Genomic DNA, 16655 nt, shown 5'->3' on the forward strand with positions numbered 1-16655 from the left:
CCCAGCAAGCGCCAACAAAACGCATTGCCGGAAAAAGCAACAACTACTCAGTGAAAAGGCAAAAGTAGGCAATGCACCGTTGCACTGACGCTTGCTGCAAACCAATTCAGGCTAGAAACACAAAAAGCAGCCCGAGGCTGCTTTTTGGTCAATCACAAAAATAGGTTAGCTTAGTTCTGCAACACGAGGCGTTTCGTGCTGGCCACCTTGCCGTCCACGAGCAAGCTATAGAAATACACACCGGTGCGCAGGTCGCTCAGGTCGAGCGGCAGGCCAGCGGCCGTCAGCTCTGGCTTGAGGGCGATGGTGCGAATTTCCTGACCGATGATGTTGCTCAGGCGCAGCTTGTAGTCGGCACCGCCTTTCTGTTCCAGCTTCACCGTCACCTGGCCGTGGCTGGGATTAGGAAATACATTCAGCGTAGCAGCAGCCAGGTTGGCATCAGCCAACGTGGCTGTAGGGGTAGCTACTACGTTTAGAACACCATATTGGCCAGAACCGGGGCCGCCGTGTGCCGTGCAGTGGTAAGGGAAAGAACCTACCGTGGAAAAAGTACGGGTGAAGTCCGGACTCCCGGGGTTCATCGGGAAGGTGCTCCAAGCGCCGTTGTCCGACATGGTAGGGTGGCTACTGAAGCCTACATTGTGCCAAGTCACGACATCGCCTACGTTGATGGTGCGGATATCGGCTACGCCGCTGGTATTGCCTGGACCGCGGTAGAAGTTATCACCCACGTTAATGGTGATATTAGCCGCGAAGGCTGTGGCCAGCGACATCGCCAGCATGGCGAGGGTAGCAAAGGAGCGAGTAAAGAGTTTCATCAGGTAAGCAGAAAAATGAAGGTGGAAAAATTCGGACCAAGCCACGTAAGACAAGCACCGTGCCGATGTTGCCGCCGCCTGACGTAACCAACGCCAGCCGAAGCATTTCGGTTTGATGTACTGCCAAAACACTCAGAAGTTGAATGTCCGTAGCAAAAACAACTCGGCAATGCTGTTAATAAGGTTGCCTGCCCAAAATTATTTTTTATTCGAAAGTTTGAATATAGTGAACAGATGCCAAAACGGCGGCATTGGTTGCTAGGCGTGGCGGATTTCCTGTAGTCCGAACCGGCGCAGCTCATTGCCGATGGCCACGGCCAGCCGGCCGTCGTCCTCTACCCCGACAATCTGGCCGCTCACTGTTTGGCCGTCGATTATAAACGAGTGAACCTCTTGGTAGCGGTAGAGCGCCTGTAAATATTCACGCCGCAGGGCACCCACCTGGCCGGCCCGCAGTTGCAGGTAGCGTCGCTCCAAGTACTCCAGCAGGCGGGCGGCCAGCGCATCGCGCTGGTAGCTGCGGCCCGTGACCTTTGCAATGGATGTAGCCGTGGGAACGGCAAATTCCTGCTGGTTGATATTCAGGCCAATACCAATGATGCTATATTGAATCTTTGCGCCGCTCAGGGTGTTCTCAATCAGAATGCCGCCCAGCTTTTGGTCGCCATAGTAGAGGTCGTTGGGCCATTTTAGCTTCAGTTTTGGGGCGGGTCCGAGCAGGGTTTGCGCCCAGTCGTGCACCCCCAACGCTACGGTCTGGCTAAGGCGAAACTGCTCGGGGGCGGCCAGAAACGTGGGCTGCCACACCACCGACATCATCAGGTTTTCGGCGGGGGCGCCTTCCCATTGGTTGCCGCGCTGGCCCCGGCCAGCGGTCTGAAAGTCCGTAATAATGGTGCAGCCTTCGCTGGCCCGGTTTTGGACAATCAAACTTTGAGCCTCCGAATTCGTCGAGGCACAGGCCGGCATCCATATCAATTGCTGGCCCGTGAACAGGGTTTTTGGGGTGACTACCACAGCCTTCTTTCGCGTATCGTTAACTTCGTAGACTTTCGGCTGTAAAGCTCACACCTAACAAGACAATATGAAAAGCACGTTGGTCCGTCAGGATTCAGACACATTGGCAGATTTGGTCGTTCGCGGCATGCAGGATAAAAAGGCATCCGACATCGTGGTGCTGAATTTGAAGGAATTAAAAAACGCTGTCGCAGATTATTTTATCATTTGCTCGGCCAACTCCGATACCCAACTCGAAGCCGTAGCTCGCTCGGTAGAGGAGGAAATTGAGAAAGTAACCGGCGAAAGCCCCTGGCAAACCGAAGGCCGCACCAACCGCGAGTGGGTGCTGCTCGATTACGTAGATGTGGTGGTGCACGTATTCCTGCGCGACCGCCGCCGGTTCTATGCCCTCGAAGAACTGTGGGGCGACGCCGACATCAGCTACATCGAATCGGAACCGTCATAACTCCTCATTGAATGTCAGGCAAAGCGGCGTCTGTCATCCTGAGCTTGCGAACGACCTATTACGTCCGCATTGCTATTGTAATTTAATGCCAACTGTTCTTCGGTGAGAAGGGCCTTCGCTGCGTTCAGGATGACAGGTTCTACGCCGCTTGCCTAGCAGAGAAAAGCCTTCGAATAAAATAAAATCGTTGCCGCCGCGTCTTCCTTTTTACCGAACATTTGCTTTCGAGCCGGTGTTCTGCCCGTGGTTATACCAGATTTAACTAGCTATTTACATGTCGGATAAAAATCCCAGTAACAATAAGAAAAAGAAGCCGATGGTGCCCACGCCCTCGCCCCGTCCGGGTGTGCAGCTTTGGGTGCTGGCCGGCTTGCTCGTGTTCTTGTTTGGCGTGATGTGGGTGAATAACCTGAACTCGCCCGCCAAAATTAACCAGCAGCGCTTCGAGCAAATTCTGGCCGCTGGCGACGTGAGCAAAGTCACCATCATCAGCAACCAGAAGGTGGTGGAGGTTTCGCTCAAGCCCGAAGCCCTGGCTAAGCCAGAGTACCGCCAGGAACTGACGCGCCGCACGCCATTTGGCGCTACCGGCTCGGGCTCGCAGTTCTATTTCCCGGTGGTGGATGCCAAGCTGTTCCAGGAAAACCTGGACAAGCTGCAAGCTAATGTGCCGCCTGCCCAGCGACTGCCCCTCGACATTGAGGACCGGCAGAGCCCCGGCGACTACATCGGGACCTACGGTTTCATCATCCTGATGATTGTGGGCTTCTGGTTCCTGATGCGCCGTATGGGTAGCGCTGGTGGCCCCGGTGGTCAGATTTTCAGTATCGGCAAGAGCAAAGCTGCCTTGTTCGAAGGCGGCGACAAGGTGAAAATCACCTTCAAAGACGTGGCTGGCCTCGAAGAAGCCAAAGAGGAGGTGCAGGAGATTGTGGAGTTCCTGAAGAACCCGAGCAAGTTCACCATCCTTGGCGGCAAGATTCCGAAAGGCGCCCTGCTAGTCGGCCCTCCCGGCACCGGCAAGACGTTGCTGGCCAAAGCTGTAGCTGGCGAGGCCGATGTGCCGTTCTTCTCGCTGTCGGGTTCCGACTTTGTGGAGATGTTCGTGGGCGTAGGTGCCGCCCGGGTACGGGACTTGTTCAAGCAAGCCAAAGCAAAAGCGCCCTGCATCATCTTTATTGACGAGATTGACGCCGTGGGCCGTTCGCGTAGCAAGGGCTCCATGCCCGGCGGCAACGACGAGCGCGAGAACACCCTGAACTCCCTGCTGGTGGAGATGGACGGTTTTGGCACGGACTCGGGTGTTATCATCTTGGCGGCTACCAACCGGCCCGATACGCTGGACTCGGCTTTGCTGCGGCCTGGTCGTTTCGACCGTCAAATCAGCATCGATAAGCCGGATATTAACGGCCGTACGCAGATTTTCAACGTGCATTTGAAGCCCCTGACGTTGGGCCCCGATGTGGACGCCAAACGTCTTTCGGCTCAAACGCCGGGCTTCGCAGGTGCCGAGATTGCCAACGTTTGCAACGAGGCCGCCCTGATTGCTGCCCGTCGCGATAAGAAGTTCATCACCGACCAGGACTTCACCGATGCCATTGACCGCGTGATTGGTGGCTTGGAGAAGAAGAACAAAATCATCTCGCCCGGTGAGAAGCGCATTGTGGCCTACCACGAGGCTGGCCACGCCATAGCGGGCTGGTTCCTGGAGCACGTCGACCCTTTGGTGAAAGTGAGCATTGTGCCCCGCGGCGTGGCCGCACTGGGCTATGCGCAATACCTGCCCAAGGAGCAGTTCCTTTACAATACTGAGCAACTGATTGACGAGATGTGCATGGCTCTGGGTGGCCGTGCTGCTGAGGAGCTGGTATTCGGCAAAATCTCGACCGGCGCGCTGAGCGACTTGGAGCGCATCACCAAAATGGCTTACTCCATTGTGACGATGTACGGCATGAATGCCAAGCTTGGCAACGTGTCGTTCTACGATTCGAAGGGGCAAAGTGAGTACGGTTTCTCGAAGCCGTATTCGGAAGCTACTTCGCAGATGATTGACGAGGAGGTACGCGCCATCATCGAAAACGCTTACGTCCGGACCAAAGAGCTGCTGACTGAGCGCCGCCATGAGTTGGAAGTAGTGGCTAAAGAACTGCTTGAGAAAGAAGTTCTTCAGCAGGAGGACCTGACCCGTCTCGTGGGCCCGCGCCCGTTCGCTACCCAGACCAATTACCAGGCCCACATGGCCGGTACCGACCGTAGCGAAACTGCTTCGGAGGTGAAAGGTGAGCAAACGGCTGGCGGCAAGCTCGGCAGCGACCTGCCCGACCTGAACCTGCCCGGTATGGATGACAACCGCAGCAATGAAGCTTCAGCTTCCAGCGGAAGTGCCGTTGCTGGATAAGTGTTGTAAGCTTATGCTGCATGTGAAAGCCAGCCCCGCAAAAGGGCTGGCTTTTTTTATGTTATTACTTTTGCACTTATGTCCAATACATCCCGCGACGCCGTGCTGGCCCGAATCCGTCAGGGTTTGGCAGCCGGACCTGCGCCGCTGCCGCCCCGGCCCGACTTTGCGGCTCCCGTGCATCCGCCGCTCAACAACCCTGATATTGTGGTGGCTTTTGCCGAAAGCTTTCAGCGCGTGGGTGGCGAGTTTTACTATTGCGAGTCGCTGGAGCAGTTGGCGGTGCAACTGGCCGCTTTCCAGGAGCGGCAGCAGGTAGGGCCTCCTTATGTGTGGGAGTCTGATTTGCAGGCGGTGCTGCAAGCCGCTGGTATCGAGTTTTTGGCTGACGAGGCAGACTTTATCGCCAATGCCGACCTCAGTCTGACATCTTGTGAGGCGCTGGTGGCGCGGACTGGTAGCGTGCTGGTATCGGCGGCTACGGAGAGCGGACGGCGGCTCAGCATCTACCCCGACCAGCATTTGGTGCTAGCGCGGCCCAGCCAAGTGGTGGCCGAAATTGGTGATGCGTTGCGGGTAATGCAGGAGCGCTACGGCGCCCAGCAGCTGCCGTCGATGGTATCGCTCACCACCGGTCCCAGCCGCACAGCCGATATTGAAAAGACGCTGGTGCTGGGCGCACACGGCCCGCGCCGCATCGCGCTGTTTTTGCTGGAAGAAGAGGAAAATAACGGTTAATGATTAACGGCTAGTGATGAATGCCGTTTAGCCGGCCACCAGTCAGCCCACCCCTTACTCATTAGCCACTAACCGTTAGTCATTAGCATTGAAGTCTCCCCATTTGCTGTCTGACCTTGCGTTGCCACCTGGCAAGAAGGTCTATTTTGCTTCCGATTTCCACCTGGGTGCGCCCGATGCGGCGTCTTCGCTGGCGCGAGAGAAACGCATTGTGCGCTGGCTGGATGAGGTAGCGCACAATGCGGCAGCCATCTACCTGCTGGGCGACTTGTTCGATTTCTGGTTTGAGTACCGGCACGCGGTGCCGCGCGGCTTTATCCGGCTGCAGGGGAAGCTGGCGGAACTGGCTGATGGGGGCATGCCCATCACCATTTTTACCGGCAACCACGACATGTGGATGTTTGGTTACTTCACTCAGGAAATGGGGATTCCGGTGCTACGGCAGGAAGTGAGCCAGCGGATTGGGGATAAGATGTTCCACATCGGGCACGGCGACGGATTGGGGCCGAAAGACTACAGCTATAAGGCGTTGAAGCAGGTGTTCACCTCTGGGGTGGCGCAGTGGCTGTTTGCGCGGCTGCATCCCAATTTCGGTATTGGCATGGCCAACAAGTGGAGCCGACGCAGCCGCATGCAGACCGGCAAGGACGATGCTACCTATTTCGGCGATGAAGAGTGGCTGTTGCAATACTGCCGCGAGCTGGAAACGCGTTTGCACCACGACTACTACGTATTTGGCCACCGTCATTTGCCCCTCGACGTAGAAGTGGCGGCCGGCAGCCGTTACGTAAACCTCGGCGAATGGGTCAATTATCGTTCTTATGGCGTGTATGATGGCAACGAACTGGCCTTGCGGCATTTTGAGCAGTAAAAGGGATGGCGCGACCGCTGAGGCTCACCACCGGCCTCTCATCCGTGTTGCCCTAATTATGGCCCTGGCTTTTGGGTTTTTAGCGCTAAACGCTGTCCAGGCCCAGGTTACCGTGCCTTCCGCTGCTTCCAGCGCTCCGGCGGCTACCCAGGCGGTGGCCCCGGTGCAGGCCGCACCCGCTCCGAAAGATGATGCCAGCGCCGCGCCTACCGTGGCCGCCTGGAAGATGCTGCGTCTTATTAAGCTGCCCAATCCGGGCGCTGCGTCGCTGGACCGGCGCGGGGTGCTGTACGTGGCCGATGCCGACAACAATCTGCGCCAATACGGCCCCGAGGGCCTGCCGCTGAGCACTTATGCGCCCGCCCAGCCGGGCCACGCGGCTCAGGTAGAAGCCTGGAACGTGACCACAACCATGATTTTCAACGACGACCGGCAGCAGCTGGTATTGCTGGATAGGTTCCTCTCACTCATCAGTGAGGTGCGGCTGGGGGATGTGCTCGATGGCACGGTGCGCGTGGCTACGCTGGCACCCGACAACTTTATCTGGCTGCTCGATGAGAGCACCCTGACACTGCGCGAATTCGACCCCAATACCCTACGTCAGGTGCAAAACACCCCACTGGACCTCATCATCGGGCGCTCCCGGCCGGACTTCCGGTTTATCAGGCAGTACCAGAACAACACCTATCTGGTGGACCGCAGCACCGGCATCTACGTGTTCGACAACCTTGGGAATTACAAGAAAAAGTTGCCCTTCACAGGGCTGAGCATGGTGGGCTTTCGGAGCGATGAGCTGTACTACCTGGATGGCGGGGCGCTGCACTTTTTCCACCTCTACAACCAGACCGAGCGGCGCGTGGCCCTTCCTGCCGGCCTCGACCCCGGGGCCGTGCGGCAGGTGTTGGTGGGCGAAACTTTCGCTTACATTTTCACGGCGGCGGGCGTGGCTGTATATCAGATGTAAGGGGGTGGGGTAGGGCGGAGGTTACCGGCGCACATTGGCTGAACCGTAGCAACCTGAAAAAAAGCGCGGCGTTAGGAGCAATAGTTCTTCCTTTCCACTTTCAGCATTTTTTCATGAAAGCTCTCCGAATTCACGGCATGCGCGATGTGCGCGTCGACACCGTTGACGACCCCGAAATCCACGAGTCGCGCGATGCCATTATCCGCGTCACGAGCACGGCCATATGCGGGTCCGACCTGCACATTTACAACGGCAGCCTGCCCCAACCCACGCCCCAGACCCTGGGCCACGAGTTCATGGGCATTGTGGAGGAAGTGGGCAAGGGCGTGACCAACCTGCGGCGCGGCGACCGCGTGGTAGTGCCCTTCCCAGTAGCCTGCGGCCACTGCCTGTTTTGCAACCACGACCTGCCCGGCCACTGCGAAAACTCCAACCCCGACCACTACGGCCCTGAAGGCGGCCTGCTGACCGAAAAAGGCGGCGCCCTCTTCGGCTACACCAGCCTGTATGGCGGCTACGACGGCGGCCAGGCGGAATACGTGCGCGTACCCTATGCCAACGTAGGGCCCCGCAAAGTGCCCGACAACCTAACCGACGAACAAGTCCTTTTCCTCACCGACATCTTCCCAACGGGCTATTCCGGTATCGACTGGGCCAATGTGAAGGGTGGCGAAATCATTGCCATTTTCGGAGCCGGGCCGGTGGGCATCATGGCTGCCAAATCGGCCTGGCTGCGCGGGGCCAGCCGCGTTATCATCGTCGATACCCAGCAGTACCGCCTCGACATGGCCAAGAAGTCGGCCAACGCCGAGTGCATCCTGTGGGAAAGCCACCAGCAGGTGGTCGACGAAATCCGGAGCAAGAGCAATGGCCGCGGCGCCGACGTGTGCGTGGAAGCCGTGGGCTTCGAGCCCGACCGCAACATCCTGGACCGCGCTAAGTCGGTGGTGAACCTCGAAAAAGGCTCCGACAAGGTGGTGCTGGCCTGCATCAGCGCCGTGCGGCGGGGCGGGTTCGTGTCCATCCTGGGGGTGTATGCCACGCCGTTCGACAACTTCCCGCTGGGTCAGATTTTCGACAAGGGCATTATCATCCAGGCCGGCCAGGCGCCCGCCCACAAGCACATCGACAAGCTGCTGAAGCACGTGTCGGACGGCGACGTGAAGCTCGACGACATCATCACCCACCGCTTGCCGCTCTCGCAGGCCCCGCACGGCTACGACATCTTCCGTCATAAGAAGGACGGCTGCGTGAAGGTGGTGCTGAAGCCCGGCGAGTAAGCGCCGGCCGCCACTCCCGAACCCGGGAATACCTTTTCAAAGCGCCCGGTTGTCAAACCCGGGCTCAGGTTTGCCTCTCCTGACTTCAGGTTTGGCAAACCTGAGTTCGGGTTTGGCATTTCTGAGCTCAGGTTTGGTGTTCCGGAAGCCACGTTTAGCAAACTTGAGTTTGGGATTGGCAAGTTTGAGTTCAGGTTTCCCAATCTGGGACCAAGTTTGCCAAACCTGAGCCCAGATTGGGAAATCTAGCTTCTGGAAATAGGGGCGAATAGCTGAAGCGTGTTTTTCTGAAAGACTGCTTATATTTAGCTGCTTAAGTTTCACGTCCCCTTGAGCGTCCTTCTACCATGGCCCGCAAACCGCGCGTTGTTATCCCCGAAAATCCCGGCGAACTGATGAAGCTCACCGGCCTCGTCTATGCCCAGCACCAGAAGCTGGGAACTAAGTCGCCGCTTGTCATTCTCGATTCGCCTACTTGGGACGAGCTAGGGCCCGAAGTGCAGAAAACGGCGGCCGTCCAGGTGCGCATCGAAGAGTTGGAGCGGGAGCTAAAGAACCTCTACGGCCAGCGCGACCCCAACCTCGAAACCTTCACCGACCTGGCCCGCCGCTCCCGCGACATCCTGCTGGCCAAGCACGCTGCCAACCCCGCCGCCCTCGGCGACTACGGCTTCGACGTGATTGAGGCCCCGGCCCCCGGCACCGGCTCGACGACGAACCCGTAGCTGCTGTTTGCAACGCAATAAAAATGCCCCGGCCGGTTTGGCCGGGGCATTTTTGTGGAAAGGCAGGCCCTCGCCGGGCCCATGCGAAAGGTCGCTATATTTGAACAGTCCTTCCCTCACCTTTCCGATACCGATGCCAACAACCTTTACCCGCCTCGTGCTGGGGGGCGCCGTGCTGGCCCTGGCCAGTGCCGCCATCAGCCGCCAGCTCAATACCGGCGCCGTGACCACGCTAGCCGGCACGGCCACCAGCGCCGGCAGCACCGATGGTAGCGGCTCGGCCGCTCGCTTTCATCACCCCATTGGCGTGGCCGTTGATGCCAGTGGTACAGCCTACGTAGCCGACCAAAGCAACCACGTCATCCGGCGCATTACTGCCGCCGGGGTGGTATCCACGCTGGCCGGCACCGCCCTCAGCGTGGGTTCGGCCGATGGAGCTGGTGCGGCGGCCCGCTTTAAGTATCCCTACGGCGTGGCCGTTGATGCAGCGGGCATGGTCTACGTGAGCGACCAGTACAACCACACCATCCGCAAAATCACCCCGGCGGGTGTCGTCAGCACCTTTGCGGGCCAGCCCGGCCAGCTTGGCAGCACCGATGGCAGCGGCCCCGCCGCCCGTTTCCGCAACCCCGCGGGCCTGGCCTTCGATGCGGCCGGCAACCTCTACGTGGCCGACCAAGGCAACCACACCATCCGCAAAATCACCCCAGCCGGCGTGGTAAGTACCCTGGCCGGCCGGGCCCTCATCGCCGATACCTTGGATGGCACGGGGGCCAATGCCCGATTTGAACAGCCCGCCGGTGTTGCCGTCGATGCTGCTGGCAACGTGTACGTGGCCGACCAGGAGAATCGGATGATTCGCAAGGTCACGCCGGCGGGCGTCGTCACGCGGCTGGCGGGGCAGAACGGGTACACTGGCCGCCGCGATACCACGGCCGCGCTCTACGCCCGCTTCAACTTCCCCACCGGCATCGCCATCGACGCCACCGGCACTTTATACGTCGCCGACCGGTTCAACCATGCCATCCGCGTCATTGCCCCTTCGGGCAGCGTAACCACGCTGGCCGGCAACCCGCTTGGGGCCGGCAGCAGCAATGGCACCGGGGGCGCCGCCCGCTTCAACTGCCCGATGGGCGTGGCCGTGGGCCCCACCGGCGCCGTGTACGTCACCGACCAAAGCAACCACACGGTACGCGTCATTCAGTAGGGCGGGCCCGCTCATGCTGGGGCTTTTATCTTTGACTGAACGGTCTTTTTCTACTCGATTTTATTTCAACCCAGCACATGCGGCCAGCCAGAAGCGTAGCAATAGTATGCCGGCTGCTCGCGCTGCTGGTGCTGCCGCGGCTGCTTAGTGCCCAAGCCCCAGTAGCTCGCCTTGCTCCCCCGGCCAAGCAGGCTCCCGGCCTACAAGCTGCCACCGTGCCGCGCCCGTTGCGCATCCGCGTGGCCGACGGTCCGGCCTTCCGGCAGTGGATGCGCCAGCACCAGCCCACCGCGCAGCTCACCCAGCCCGGCCCCGATGGCCGCACGCTCACTGTCAGGGGCTTCACGGTGGCGCAGCTGGCTGCCGCGCCGGGCGTGGAGTTTGTGGACGTAGCCGACCGCCGCGCGCATGAAGAGCGCCGCCTCAGCAACTCCGACCTCTCGGTGAATGCCATTTCGGCGGTGCATGCCCGCTTCCCCGACCTCACCGGGCAAGGCCTCACCGCCTCGGTGAAAGAGCTGCCTTTCGACCCCACCGACCTCGACCTGAAGGGCCGGGTGGTGGCTCCGGGCACCTTTGCCGCTCCTTATTCCGACCATGCTACGGCCATGGCCACCCTGCTCGGCGGGGCCGGCAGCTCCGACCCGCTGGGCCGGGGCGGTGCCCACGCCGTGCGGCTGGCCACGTCCGACTTCGCGCGCCTGCTGCCCGACGATGCCAGCCAGCTTACCCAGTCCGGCGTGTCGGTCCAAAACCACTCCTATGGCGTGGGTATTGAAAACTACTACGGCCTCGAATCGCAGGCTTACGACCAGCAGGCTCAGCAATTGCCGCAGCTGCTGCACGTGTTTTCGTCCGGCAACGTAGGCTCGTCGGCCAGCCCCAGCGGGGCGTATCAGGGCATTGCCGGGTTCGCCAACATCAGTGGACAGTTCAAAATGTCGAAGAACACGCTGACCGTTGGCGCTACCGACCCCAGCGGTCAGGTAGCTACCCTTAGCTCGCGCGGCCCCGCCTACGACGGCCGCCTCAAACCCGAACTAGTGGCCTACGGCGAAGGGGGTTCCTCCGAAGCGGCTGCGCTGGTGTCGGGCGTCAGCATCCTGCTTCAGCAGCAGTACCGCGACCAGCACGCCGGCACCCTGCCGCCCGCCGCCCTCGTCAAAGCGCTGCTCCTGAACAGCGCCGACGACCTGGGTCCGGCCGAAGTCGACTACCGCAGTGGCTTTGGGCAGCTTGATGCGCTCGGGGCCGTGGGCGCCATGCGCGCCGGCCACTTCTTCGGCGGCAGCGCTACGCAAGGCACCGACCAGGTTTTCCGCATCACTGTGCCCGCCGGCCAGCAACAGCTAAAAGCCACGCTGGTCTGGAGCGACCCCGCCGCCGCCGCCAATGCCGCCAAGGCCCTCGTGAATGACCTCGACCTGGAGCTGGTAGCCGTGAGCACGGGCCAGCGCTGGCTGCCCTGGGCCCTCAGCCCCTACCCCAATGCCGACTCGTTGGCCCGCCCCGCCCGCCGCCGCCCCGACCACCTCAACAACGCCGAGCAAATTACCCTGATGCTCCCCGCTGCCGGCACCTACGAGCTGCACGTGCGCGGCTTCGCCGTGCCGCAGGGCCCGCAAGCCTTCAGCCTGGCCTACGAATTCAGTCCCCCCGGCCTGACCTGGACCAACCCCCTACGTCCCGACAACCTGCGGCCCGGCACCACCGCCACCCTGCGGTGGCAGTGGAGCGGCCCGGCCACCGCCACCGCCCGCCTCGACTACCGCCCCGCGGGCGGCTCGGGCTGGCGCGTACTAGCCCCAGCGGTGGTGCTGAGCAGCGCCAAAACCACCTGGTCCGTGCCCGATACCACCACCCTGGCTCAACTGCGGCTGGTGAGCGGCAGCAGCGAGTTTGTGTCCGACACCTTTACCATTGTGCGGGCCCCGGCGGTGCAGGTCGGCTACGCTTGCCCCGAGGAGGTGCTGCTGCAATGGCAGCGTATCCCGGGCGTGGCCCGCTACCAGGTGTACCAGCTGGGTGCTACCTCACTCGAACCGTTGCGGCAAACAGTCGATACCGCTACGGTGCTCAGCCGCCCGCAGCTTCCAGTGCTTTATTACGCCGTGGCACCCATCGTGAGCGGGCGCGTGGCCCAGTCGGGTCCCACCACCAACTACACCACGCAGGGCACGGCGTGCTACTTTCGCTCATTCCTGCCCCGGCAGCTGGTCGATGAAGTCATTCACTTCGATGTGGCGCTGGGCACGGTGTATAACCTACGGTCTGCCACGCTGGAGCGCCAGCAGGACGATGGCAGCTTTCAGGCCGTCCAAACGATTAGCCCGGTCACCAGCACCTCGTTCACGTTCAAAGACCAGCCGCCGGCCGCCGGCCGCTACCTCTACCGCGTACGCCTCGACAATGCGGCCGGCCAGCAATTCTACAGCGATACGGAAGAAGCCTTCCTGTTGCGGGCCGGTCTGGTACAGGCTTACCCCAACCCGGTAGCTGCCGGCCAGCCCCTGCAACTAGCCGCCAACACGGCCGGCCCAGCTACCGTGCAGCTCTACGACCTGCTGGGTCGCTTTCAGCGTGAAGCCACCATCGATGGAATAATCAACGAGCTTGATACCAGCGGCCTTCGTCCTGCCATCTACCTGCTGCGGGTGCAGGTGGCGGGGCAGCCAGCTCAGCTAATTCGGGTGGTAATACAGTAAGAGGCTACCGCTGCTGACTTGGTCCTGACTATTTAGTTATTCAACCCGCCTATCATGCTAAGCCCAGCGAAGGACCTTCTCAAAGCTGAACAACTGGCAGTAATCTAAATGGCTCACTCGTGCTAAGTCCTTCGCTTAGGATAACAAAGCCAAATTGCCCGATACCCGCCACAAAAGCCCAAACAAAAAGCCCCGGCTCGCAGGAGCCGGGGCTTTTTGTTGCCGTACTAACCGAGGTTAGTAGATGTAGTTCAGGGCCGTCAGGTCGTTGGCGGTGAAGGGACGGTTGACGCCGTTGCCCACGCAAGCCAGCATCCAGGAGCTGGGGTCGGCGCCCGAGGGGGTGCCGGGAATGAGAATAGCGCCGACGCTACTGGCTCCTTCGTTGGAAGCACTGCCGCCGCAGCTATACGCCCGGTTGAAATAGTCGGTATGGCGCATGCCGATGCAGTGCCCCATCTCGTGGGCCATGATAGTGGCGATGTAGTTGACGTTCGAACTATTAATTACGTTGGGAACCAGCGTGAAGCCCGGCGCGGGATTACCGCCGCTGGGGAAGCCGCCCGACTGGCCCAGCACTCCCGCGCCCAGGTTGGACGAGTACTTGATGGGCAGGTTGGCCGTGCCCGAGGTGATGCGCCGGAACGTCAGGCGCAGGCCGGCCGCGTTGTAGCGCCGAATAGCTTCATCGATGGCCGAAACGTAGGCTGAAGGAAACGAGCTGCTGATGCTTACCGTGAGCACGCGCGGCAGGCCGGTTACCAGGTTGGTGGTACGATACTGCTCGTCTTGGCCCACGCGCAGCGTGGAGTAGCCAGGGGCGCTGGCCAGCAGCTCCGGCGTCAGCAGCATGTCGCCTTCAACGACGTAGCCGCCTTCGACCGCTTTTACGCCTTGCGTGCTAAAACCCAAGGCTGTAATTTGAGCCATTGTATCTTGCGAAACAGCGGCGGGAGCAACGGCAGCGTCTTCTTTTTTGCTGCACGACGAGAGTGATAGAGTCGCGCCAGCCAGCGCAAGCAGTGGGAGAAGTTTGAGGTTTTTCATAGAACTGTTTAGTTGTGGTTGTTTGGTAAGTGATGGGCGAATATAGCAGCAGATAAATTGCGAGCAAGTGGGGTAAATGGCGAATAATTTGAGAATAGAACAACAAAAGCGGCTTAATGATATTAAAAATGGCATGTTATTGGTGTTTTGATTAACAATAATGCCAAAATTTTATAAGTGGCAGTCTAACAAACTATTAGAATAGTGAAATCAGCGGAGACTGGATTATCGACTACCGTTGAGGTTGGCCAATCAGGCTTGGTTAGGGCAGCAAATGGGCATAGCAGCCGCGTCCATGCTATGGGAGTTTGCTGGTAATTCATCCCCCTTTCGCCTTTGCGGCGGTTGGTGCGCAAGACAAGCCGTGCTTTGTGCCGGATAGTGCCGTTGCGGCCGTAACGGAGCCGCTGTTTGTTGTCCTTCTCGCATGAGCCCGCTATACTCCGCCAATCAAAGCAGTTGCGTTGTGCTTGCCATGGGGAAATAGCCGCTTCATGGGGGCTTTACCACATGCGCAAAACGTGTGATTCTGCCCAAACCTTTCCCTCTCTCAAACGGGTTATCTTTGCTAGATTCCGACTTTTCGGCGGCCCGGACAAAGCGCCGCTTTACACATAGATATTCAGCCAGATGGCTTGTTCAACTTGTTCAACCGGTGGGGGCTGCGGCACCACCAAAGTAGGAGGCTGCGGCTCCAAAGGCGGCTGCAGTTCCGGCGGCTGCACCCGCATGAATGTGTTCGATTGGCTCCAAGATGTGGAGATTCCCGACTCTTTTGCCGGGTTCGATATGGTGGAAGTCCGCTTCAAAGGCGGCCGCAAGGAATTCATGCGCAACGACCAGCGCCTGCCGCTCGTGACCGGTGATGCCGTAGTAGTAGATGCCGCCGGCTCGGGTTGGCACCTCGGCCACGTCTCGCTCAAGGGCGAGCTGGTGCGCTTGCAGATGCGCAAGAAGAAGGTACCCACCGACTCGAAGGAAATCCGCAACATCCTGCGCATTGCCACGCCTGACGACGAGGAGCGCTGGCAGGCCGTGCGCGACCTCGAAACCGGTACCATGTTCCGGGCCCGTGCGGTGGTCAGCGAGCTGCGCCTCCGCATGAAGCTGAGCGATGTGGAGTACCAGGCCGACCGCACCCGCGCTCTATTCTATTACTCGGCTGAAGACCGGGTTGACTTCCGCGAACTCATCCGCCGATTAGCCGACGAGTTCCGTGTGCGCGTCGAGATGCGCCAGATTTCCCTACGCCAGGAAGCCGGTCGCATTGGCGGCATTGGCGTGTGCGGACGTGAGCTTTGCTGCTCCACCTGGCTCCAGGATTTCAAAACGGTGAGCACCACTGCTGCCCGCTATCAGAATCTCAGCCTCAACCCCCAGAAGCTGGCCGGCCAGTGCGGTCGCCTCAAATGCTGCCTCAACTACGAGCTCGACGCCTATCTCGACGCCCTGAAGGATATTCCGCAGGTGCAGCGCCCCCTCAAAACCAGCAAGGGCGAAGCCTTTCTGCAGAAAACCGACATATTCCGCCGTCGCATGTGGTTTGCCTTCAAAGGCGATAATAACTGGGTGATGCTTGACACGGCCCGCGTGCGTGAGCTGCTGGAAATGAACAAGCGCGGCGAAGTCATCGAAACCTTGCTGCCCCCGCGTGAAGAAGCCCCCGAGCCCGAAGTATCGGCCATCGTGGAGGGCTCCCTCGACCGCCTCGACGATAAAATCAAATCGAGCAGCAAGCGCAGCAAACGCAAAAAAGGCAAGGGCGAGAAAGAGGGTGCCCCAACTGCGGAAGCCCGCGCCCCCCGCGAAGGCCGTGAGCCCCGCGAGCCGCGTGCTCCTCGCCCCGAGCGCGAACCCCGCGCGGCCGAGGAACCCGGCACCGAACAACCCCGCGAAGCCCGTGAGCCCCGCGAAGGCCGTCCGCCCCGCGAGGGTCGGGAAGGCCGCCCTGGCCGCGATGGCCGCCGCCCGGCTGGTGCCGCACCCGGCGGCCCCCGCCCGCCCGAGCAAATGACCAGCCCCGGCCCCGGCGATACCGAAAACCCTACACCCGCCCTTGGCGATACCGCCGAGCAGCGCGGTCGGCGTGGCGCGGCTGCCCGGCCACTCAACCGCCGCGGCGGCCGGGGCCGCGGTGATGCCCCCCGTCCCGAAGGTGAGGCTGGTGCGGTGCGCCCGGAAGGCAGTGGCCGCAACCGCCGCTCCGAACCCCGGGATGGCGCTGGCCAGAACGCCCGTCGGGGCGAGGCCAACCCCGAAAAAGTCCGTCCCACGGGCGAGGCTGGTGGTGAGGCCCGCCCGCCCCGCGAAGGTGGTGAGCGGCGCGAAGGCCGCAGTGGTCGCAACCGCCGTGGTGGCCGCGGTTCGGCCGGTGAGGGCGGGGCTGCTTCTGGTGCCGCCCCCGCCCCCGCTGGCTCCTAAGCGCACCGCCTGA

13 protein-coding genes are annotated in these 16655 nt (G+C 60.6%); 10 read left to right on the plus strand and 3 right to left on the minus strand.

Annotated features, from left to right (window positions below):
* Positions 1–170: 170 nt before the first annotated feature.
* Positions 171–821, minus strand: coding sequence for a T9SS type A sorting domain-containing protein (locus J4E00_RS14770; protein ID WP_208175946.1), 651 nt, complete (start codon positions 819–821; stop codon positions 171–173).
* Positions 822–1079: 258 nt separating this feature from the next.
* Positions 1080–1790, minus strand: coding sequence for a biotin--[acetyl-CoA-carboxylase] ligase (locus tag J4E00_RS14775; RefSeq protein ID WP_208176054.1), 711 nt, complete (start codon positions 1788–1790; stop codon positions 1080–1082).
* 115 nt (positions 1791–1905) lie between these two features.
* Here J4E00_RS14775 and rsfS point away from each other — a divergent pair, with 115 nt between their 5' ends.
* The 9 genes from rsfS (at position 1906) to J4E00_RS14820 (ending at position 13174) form a co-directional block, all read left to right on the plus strand.
* Positions 1906–2286 carry a ribosome silencing factor gene (gene rsfS / locus J4E00_RS14780; protein WP_208175947.1) on the plus strand — a complete coding sequence of 127 codons (381 nt, stop codon included), beginning with the start codon at positions 1906–1908 and terminating at the stop codon, positions 2284–2286.
* Between the two features lie 274 nt (positions 2287–2560).
* Positions 2561–4684 (plus strand): ATP-dependent zinc metalloprotease FtsH, encoded by a 2124-nt coding sequence (ftsH, locus tag J4E00_RS14785; RefSeq protein ID WP_208175948.1) that lies wholly within the window; start codon positions 2561–2563, stop codon positions 4682–4684.
* Positions 4685–4762: 78 nt separating this feature from the next.
* Complete coding sequence (locus tag J4E00_RS14790; RefSeq protein WP_208175949.1) at positions 4763–5422, plus strand: lactate utilization protein C; 660 nt, start codon at positions 4763–4765, stop codon at positions 5420–5422.
* Between the two features lie 106 nt (positions 5423–5528).
* A complete protein-coding gene (locus J4E00_RS14795; RefSeq protein ID WP_208176055.1) occupies positions 5529–6293 on the plus strand; it encodes a UDP-2,3-diacylglucosamine diphosphatase in 765 nt (254 codons plus the stop codon).
* Positions 6294–6351: 58 nt separating this feature from the next.
* Positions 6352–7257 carry a hypothetical protein gene (locus J4E00_RS14800; RefSeq protein WP_208175950.1) on the plus strand — a complete coding sequence of 302 codons (906 nt, stop codon included), beginning with the start codon at positions 6352–6354 and terminating at the stop codon, positions 7255–7257.
* Between the two features lie 113 nt (positions 7258–7370).
* Entirely contained in the window at positions 7371–8537 is a 1167-nt protein-coding gene (locus tag J4E00_RS14805; protein ID WP_208175951.1) for a zinc-dependent alcohol dehydrogenase, read from the plus strand.
* A 347-nt stretch (positions 8538–8884) separates the two neighbouring features.
* A complete protein-coding gene (locus tag J4E00_RS14810) occupies positions 8885–9262 on the plus strand; it encodes a hypothetical protein (RefSeq protein WP_208175952.1) in 378 nt (125 codons plus the stop codon).
* 133 nt (positions 9263–9395) lie between these two features.
* Entirely contained in the window at positions 9396–10469 is a 1074-nt protein-coding gene (locus J4E00_RS14815; protein WP_208175953.1) for an NHL repeat-containing protein, read from the plus strand.
* Between the two features lie 77 nt (positions 10470–10546).
* Positions 10547–13174, plus strand: coding sequence for a S8 family peptidase (locus J4E00_RS14820; protein ID WP_208175954.1), 2628 nt, complete (start codon positions 10547–10549; stop codon positions 13172–13174).
* Positions 13175–13411: 237 nt separating this feature from the next.
* Here the strand turns inward: J4E00_RS14820 and J4E00_RS14825 are convergent, their stop codons facing one another.
* Positions 13412–14221 (minus strand): M57 family metalloprotease, encoded by an 810-nt coding sequence (locus J4E00_RS14825; protein WP_208175955.1) that lies wholly within the window; start codon positions 14219–14221, stop codon positions 13412–13414.
* Between the two features lie 729 nt (positions 14222–14950).
* On the opposite strand from J4E00_RS14825, the gene ricT reads away from it, so the two are divergent.
* Positions 14951–16642 carry a regulatory iron-sulfur-containing complex subunit RicT gene (gene ricT / locus J4E00_RS14830; protein WP_236049808.1) on the plus strand — a complete coding sequence of 564 codons (1692 nt, stop codon included), beginning with the start codon at positions 14951–14953 and terminating at the stop codon, positions 16640–16642.
* The last annotated feature ends 13 nt before the right edge of the window (positions 16643–16655 follow it).

Origin of the sequence: Hymenobacter negativus, from assembly GCF_017571495.1 — a bacterium.
GTDB classification, from domain to species: Bacteria; Bacteroidota; Bacteroidia; order Cytophagales; family Hymenobacteraceae; genus Hymenobacter; species Hymenobacter negativus.

Excerpts from the sequence above, each read along its gene's own strand:
- rsfS (WP_208175947.1), top strand. The coding sequence starts at position 1,906 with ATGAAAAGCACGTTGGTCCGTCAGGATTCAGACACATTGGCAGATTTG.
- J4E00_RS14790 (WP_208175949.1), top strand. The coding sequence starts at position 4,763 with ATGTCCAATACATCCCGCGACGCCGTGCTGGCCCGAATCCGTCAGGGT.
- J4E00_RS14770 (WP_208175946.1), bottom strand. The coding sequence starts at position 821 with ATGAAACTCTTTACTCGCTCCTTTGCTACCCTCGCCATGCTGGCGATG.
- J4E00_RS14815 (WP_208175953.1), top strand. The coding sequence starts at position 9,396 with ATGCCAACAACCTTTACCCGCCTCGTGCTGGGGGGCGCCGTGCTGGCC.
- ftsH (WP_208175948.1), top strand. The coding sequence starts at position 2,561 with ATGTCGGATAAAAATCCCAGTAACAATAAGAAAAAGAAGCCGATGGTG.
- J4E00_RS14810 (WP_208175952.1), top strand. The coding sequence starts at position 8,885 with ATGGCCCGCAAACCGCGCGTTGTTATCCCCGAAAATCCCGGCGAACTG.
- ricT (WP_236049808.1), top strand. The coding sequence starts at position 14,951 with ATGAATGTGTTCGATTGGCTCCAAGATGTGGAGATTCCCGACTCTTTT.
- J4E00_RS14820 (WP_208175954.1), top strand. The coding sequence starts at position 10,547 with ATGCGGCCAGCCAGAAGCGTAGCAATAGTATGCCGGCTGCTCGCGCTG.
- J4E00_RS14825 (WP_208175955.1), bottom strand. The coding sequence starts at position 14,221 with ATGAAAAACCTCAAACTTCTCCCACTGCTTGCGCTGGCTGGCGCGACT.
- J4E00_RS14775 (WP_208176054.1), bottom strand. The coding sequence starts at position 1,790 with ATGCCGGCCTGTGCCTCGACGAATTCGGAGGCTCAAAGTTTGATTGTC.
- J4E00_RS14805 (WP_208175951.1), top strand. The coding sequence starts at position 7,371 with ATGAAAGCTCTCCGAATTCACGGCATGCGCGATGTGCGCGTCGACACC.
- J4E00_RS14800 (WP_208175950.1), top strand. The coding sequence starts at position 6,352 with ATGGCCCTGGCTTTTGGGTTTTTAGCGCTAAACGCTGTCCAGGCCCAG.